This is a genomic window from Micrococcus sp. KRD077 (assembly GCF_017168505.1).
Taxonomy (GTDB): domain Bacteria; phylum Actinomycetota; class Actinomycetes; order Actinomycetales; family Micrococcaceae; genus Micrococcus; species Micrococcus luteus.
The window spans coordinates 1-5,426 of the sequence record NZ_JABFAZ010000049.1; the positions used below are offsets into that span (position 1 = coordinate 1).

Consider the following 5,426-nt stretch of genomic DNA (forward strand, 5'->3'; position numbering starts at 1 on the left):
AGATGTGTATAAGAGAAAGGCCGTCACCCGCCCCAGCGACCGCGACCGCCTCGCCCGCGTCGTCGACGCCGCGGGCGAGGAGACCGGCGCGATCACGGCCGAGTACGGCATCCTCACGCTCGCCGCCGTGGGCTTCGCGGGCGTGCTGGCCGTCGTGCTCACCAGCCCGGACGTGCAGTCGCTGCTCGTGGACCTCGTCACCGGGGCGCTCCAGCGTGACTGAGCACCCGGCCTCCGCCCCGCCGTCCGCGCGCCGCCCGGGCGCCCGGACGGCGGGGCGGCCCCGGGCGCTCCGGGGCGGCGAGACCGGGGCCGTCACCGCCGAGTACGCGGTGCTGCTGCCCGTGATCGCATTCGTGCTCGTATCCGTCCTGCTGGCCGGCGCCGCCGCGGTGCAGCAGGTGCGGGGTCAGGACGCGGCGGCGTCGGCCGCCCGCATCCTCGCCCGGGGCGACGACGAGGCGGCGGCCCGGGACGCGGTGGCGCGCATGGCCGGCGACGATGCCTCGCTCTCGCACACCGTCGAGGGCGGGTGGGTGACCGTCGAGGTCGTCCAGCCCGGCCCCGGGCCGCTCGCCTGGGCCGAGGTGCTCACCCTCACCGCGCACGCCGCCGCCCCCGACCAGCGGCCCGGAACGCCCGCCGCTTCGCCGGAGGACCGGTCATGACCCGCGGGAGGGCGCCCGCGCGGGGCGAACGAGGCTCGGGCACCGTGTCCGTCCTGGGCACGGCCGCCCTGGGGGCGGGGCTGCTGCTGGCGGTCGCGGCGCTGGGGCAGGCCTCGGTCACCGGCGCCCGGGCGGCCGGGGCCGCCGACCTGGCGGCGCTCGCCGCCTCCGACGCCCGGCGCGGGCTCTCCGACCATGAGCCGTGCGCGCTGGCCGGGCGGACCGCCGCACGCAACGGGGCCGCCGTCGTGGCGTGCGAGGTGCGCGAGGACGGGACCGTGCGCGTCGCGGTCGAGCTCGCCCGCGCCCCGCTGCCGGCGGCCACGGCCGATGCCGTCGCGGGTCCGCCGCGGTCTCAGGCCCCGGGCGCCGCGTCCGTGGCCCCGCCGGAGGACCCGCCGGAGGCGCCGCCGCCCGAGCCGTCGGTCGAGGCGTCCGCCGGGACGAGGTGATCGGCGTGGTCCATCAGGAACCGCAGGACGGTCAGCGCGCCGGCCTTGTCCAGTGGGCTGTTGCGGTTGCCGCACTTGGGGGACTGCACGCAGGACGGGCAGCCCTCCGCGCACTCGCAGGCCGCGATGGCCCCCGCCGTCGCCTCGACCCAGCGTCGCGCCTGCTCGAAGCCGCGTTCGGCGAAGCCCGCCCCGCCGGGCCGGCCGTCGTAGACGAACACGGCGGGGGAGCCGGTGTCCGGGTGCAGGACCATCGAGACGCCGCCGATGTCCCAGCGGTCGTTCGAGGCGACGAGCGGCATCATGCCGATCATCGCGTGCTCGGCCGCGTGCAGGGCGCCGGGCAGGCGGTCCGTGGTCAGACCCGCGGCGATGAGCTCGTCCGAGGCCGCCTGGAACCACACCGCCGAGGTGAACAGGTCCCGCGCCGGCAGGTCGAGGGGCTCCTCGCCGAGCACCTCCCCGGAGACCAGGGCCTTGCGCTGGAAGGACACCACCTGGGTGCGGACCTGCACGTCCCCGAGGCACCAGCGCAGGGTGCCCTCGCCCGCGTCCAGGCGGCGGTGCACCGCCACGATCTCGATCTCCGTGACGTCCCGGGCCTGCGTGGTGAAGTCCGGCCAGGCGCGCGTGACGACCACCGCGTGCGCGTCCTCGTCCAGCTCCTCCACGAGGTACGTGCGGTCCTGGTGCACGTACACCGCGCCGGGATGCGCCTGGTAATGGGTCTGGGGCGAGTCCATCGTGCCCAGCAGGGCGCCGGACTCGGCGTCGATGATGTCCATGGGGCCACCGCCGTCGTCCCGCAGGGAGACCATGCCGGCGGCGTGCTCGGGGTGCGTCCAGAACCAGCCGGCCGGCCGACGGCGCAGCAGCCCCTGATCGACCAGCACGTCCAGCAGGGCGCGCACGCGCTCCGGCTCCCCGAACCAGCCGAACGCCTCGGGCGTGATCGGCAGCTCCGCGGCGGCCGCGCACAGCTGCGGGCCGAGCAGGTGCGGGTTCTCCGGGTCCACCACGGTGTCCTCGACCCCCAGGTCGAACACGGCCTCCGGGTGGTCCACCACGAAGGTGTCCAGGGGGTCGTCCGAGGCCACGAAGAACGCGAGCGCGTCCTGGCCGCCGCGCCCGGCGCGGCCGATCTGCTGGAAGAACGACGCGCGGGTGCCCGGCCAGCCGGCCACCACCACCGCGTCCAGCCCCGCGACGTCGATGCCCATCTCCAGCGCCGGCGTCGAGGCCATGCCCAGCAGCCGACCCGAGCGCAGGTCCGCCTCCAGCTCCCGCCGCTCCTCGGGCAGGTAGCCCGAGCGGTAGGCCGCGATCCGGGTGCCGAGCCCCGGCTCGACCTCCTCGAGCTGCCGCTTGGCCGCGCTCGCGATGGCCTCGGCCCCGCGCCGCGAGCGGATGAACGCCAGCGTGCGGACCTGCTGCAGGGCCAGGTCCGTGACCAGGTCGGCGGCGGCGGCCATCGCCGAGCGCCGGACGGGCGCGCCGTTCTCGCCCCGGCGGTCCGTCAGCTCGGGCTCCCAGAACGCCACGGTGACCGCCCCGTGCGGGGACGCGTCCTCCGTGACCGCCGCGGCCGGCGCCCCGATCAGCCGGGCGAAGTGCCCGGCCGGATCCGCCGACGTCGCCGACGCCCCGATGAACACGGTCTCCGGCCGGTCCCCGCGGTAGTGGGCGGCGATGCGCCGCAGCCGGCGCAGCAGGATGCCCACCTGCGAGCCGAAGACGCCCCGGTACGTGTGCGACTCGTCCACCACCACGAACGCCAGGTTCCGGAAGAACGTGGCCCACCGCTCGTGGTGCGGCAGGATCCCCACGTGGAGCATGTCCGGGTTGGTCATGAGCACGCTGGCGTGCTCGCGGGCCCAGATCCGGTCCTGCGGTGCGGTGTCGCCGTCGTAGGGGGCCGAGCGCAGCCCCGGGGCGCCGTCCCGCTCGAGGGCGCGCCAGGAGGTCAGCTGGTCCGCCGCGAGGGCCTTGGTGGGGGCGAGGTAGAGCGCGGTGGCCCGGGGGTCGGCGGCCAACCGGGTGCCGACCGCCAGCTGGTAGCCCAACGACTTGCCCGACGCCGTGCCCGTGGCGAGCACGGTGTGCGTCCCCGCGCCGGCCAGGGCCGCGGCCCGCACCTGGTGCAGCCACGGCCGCTCGACGCCGCGCGCCGCGAACGCCCTGACCAGGCCCTCCGGAGCGTCTGCGGGCCAGTCCGTGTGCCGGGCCTGCCGTGCGGGCAGCTCGGTGACGTGGCGGATCTGCTCGGGCAGCCCGGTCCGGCCCAGCGCCGCACGGAGTCCGGCCCCCGCCGGGGTGTCCGGGCACAGGTCCCCGGGTGCCGTGACGGACAGCCCGGCCACGACGTCGGCCACCACCTCACCGACGGGCTGCGGCTCCGGTCCGGAGGAGTCCGGGGCGGCGTCGTCGACGGGCGGCGCGGCGTCCGCCGTGCCGGGCGGCCCCCAGCCGCCCGCGGGATCCGCCCAGGGATCGTGCTCCGGCAGGTGGCCGGTCACGCCCCCATGGTGCCGGTGTGCTCGGCGGTGGGGTTGTCCTCGGCCAGGCCGCGACCCCAGATGGACACGGGGCCGAGGTCGGTCCAGGCCAGGTGGCGGTACAGCTTCTGGCCGTCCGGGGAGGCGACGAGCAGGCCGCGGCTGATCTCACCCTCGCTCATGACCTCGGAGGTGAGGTAGCGCATCACGAGGGAGCCGAGGCCGCGGCGACGGTGGTTCGGGGACGTCCAGATCCGGTCGTAGACGGCGGTGCCGTCCTCCTCGGTGACCCAGCCGAGGGCGGCGAGCTCCTCCTCGCCCTCGGGCGCGGTCGAGGCGCCGACGGCCAGGATGCGCAGGCGACGGCTGCCCTCCATCGGCTGGTCCACGCGGGCCTCATAGCCCTCGGGCAGCAGCGGGGGCTCCACGTCCTGCAGCTCGGGGTCCATGTCCATGGTCATGAAGCGCTCCGGCTCGGCCTGGGCCTTCAGACCCATGGCCTTGGGGTCCTCGCCGGCGTCGCCGAACACGGTGAGCAGGATCTGCTCCTGGTCCCGCACCGCCTCGCGCAGGTCCTCCAGCTCCGCGCGGGAGGGGTTCACCACCACGTGCTCCCACGTGGCCGGCACGTCCACCGTGGCGCGACCGGAGCCGCCGGGGATCATGTGGGCGGGGCGGGGGGTGCGCAGGGCCGCGCGTCGCCCCGCCTCCTGGCTCGTGCGGTAGCCGCGCGATCGCGACCAGGCCGCGAACCAGATGTCGACCAGTGCCGGATCCAGATGCTCAGTCATGTCTGAAGGGTAAGGCGTGAGGCCGGTGCGGGCCAGGCCCCGCCCGTCCCTCACGGCCGTCACGTCCGGGGTCGCGCACTAGCCTGGACCTCGATGAGCACCGCCGCCCTCTCCCGCATCGCGCTGTACTACCGGTTCACCCCGCTCGCCGACCCCGAGGCGGTGCGGCTGTGGCAGCGCACGCTCGCCGCGTCCCTCGGCCTGACCGGCCGGATCATCGTGTCGCCGCAGGGGATCAACGGGACCGTCGGCGGGCCGGTCGACGCGGTCAAGCGCTACGTGCGCGGCACGCGGGAGCATCCGGCGTTCCGGGACCTCGAGGTGAAGTGGTCGGACGGCTCGGCGGCGGACTTCCCCCGCCTCTCCGTCAAGCTCAAGCCCGAGCTCGTCGCGTTCGGGGCCCCCGAGCGCGTCACCGTGGACGCGGACGGGGTCGTCGGCACGGGGGAGCGGCTCACCCCCGCTCAGGTGGACGCGCTCGTCGCCGAGCGCGCCGGCAGCGCGAACCCCGTGCGCTTCCTCGACGGCCGCAACACGGTGGAGGCGGCCATCGGCCGCTTCGACGGGGCCGTGGTCCCGGACGCGCACACCACCCGCGACCTGCTCGCCGCCGTCGACTCCGGGGCCCTGGACCACCTCAAGGACGCGCCACTGATCACCTACTGCACGGGCGGCGTGCGCTGCGAGGTCCTCTCCGCCCTGCTCAAGGACCGCGGCTTCGCTGAGGTCTACCAGCTCGACGGCGGCATCGTCCGCTACGGCGAGGCCCGCGGCGACGCCGGACTGTGGCGGGGCGAGCTGGCCGTGTTCGACCGACGCCTGTCCACCCGCTTCACCGCCGACGCCGAGACCATCGGCCGGTGCGTCACGTGCGAGGCCCCGACCTCGGCGCTGCGCAACTGCGCCGACCCGGCCTGCACCACGCTCGAGGTCCGCTGTGCGGCCTGCGCCGTCGACGACCCCGAGCGCCGCTGCCCCGTCTGCGTCCACCACCCCCACCCCGCCGAGAGGACCGAGGCA

At 76.1% G+C, this 5,426-nt stretch carries 6 protein-coding genes; 4 read left to right on the forward strand and 2 right to left on the reverse strand.

The genetic code is table 11. The features are described from left to right. Positions 1–4: 4 nt before the first annotated feature. Genes J1M39_RS11015 through J1M39_RS11025 form a run of 3 tightly spaced genes read left to right on the forward strand, consistent with a single transcriptional unit; the run spans position 5 to position 1,120 of the window. Entirely contained in the window at positions 5–223 is a 219-nt protein-coding gene (locus J1M39_RS11015) for a DUF4244 domain-containing protein (protein WP_206496790.1), read from the forward strand. Continuing rightward, positions 216–668, forward strand: coding sequence for a TadE family type IV pilus minor pilin (locus tag J1M39_RS11020; protein WP_044658882.1), 453 nt, complete (start codon positions 216–218; stop codon positions 666–668). The genes J1M39_RS11015 and J1M39_RS11020 overlap by 8 nt, the downstream gene beginning before the upstream one ends. Continuing rightward, positions 665–1,120, forward strand: a complete 456-nt coding sequence (locus tag J1M39_RS11025; RefSeq protein WP_206496788.1) for an Rv3654c family TadE-like protein — start codon at positions 665–667, stop codon at positions 1,118–1,120. The genes J1M39_RS11020 and J1M39_RS11025 overlap by 4 nt, the downstream gene beginning before the upstream one ends. On the opposite strand, the gene J1M39_RS11030 is transcribed toward J1M39_RS11025, so the two are convergent. Both J1M39_RS11030 and J1M39_RS11035 read right to left on the reverse strand, forming a co-directional pair. Next, positions 1,024–3,636, reverse strand: coding sequence for a Zn-binding domain-containing protein (locus tag J1M39_RS11030; protein WP_206496789.1), 2,613 nt, complete (start codon positions 3,634–3,636; stop codon positions 1,024–1,026). The genes J1M39_RS11025 and J1M39_RS11030 overlap by 97 nt on opposite strands. After that, complete coding sequence (locus J1M39_RS11035) at positions 3,633–4,406, reverse strand: GNAT family N-acetyltransferase (protein ID WP_020626505.1); 774 nt, start codon at positions 4,404–4,406, stop codon at positions 3,633–3,635. Before J1M39_RS11035 ends, J1M39_RS11030 begins: the two co-directional genes overlap by 4 nt. Positions 4,407–4,499: 93 nt before the next feature. Between J1M39_RS11035 and trhO the strand changes: the two genes are divergently transcribed. Then, the coding region (gene trhO, locus J1M39_RS11040; protein WP_078026143.1) for an oxygen-dependent tRNA uridine(34) hydroxylase TrhO at positions 4,500–5,426 on the forward strand (927 nt) is incomplete at its 3' end.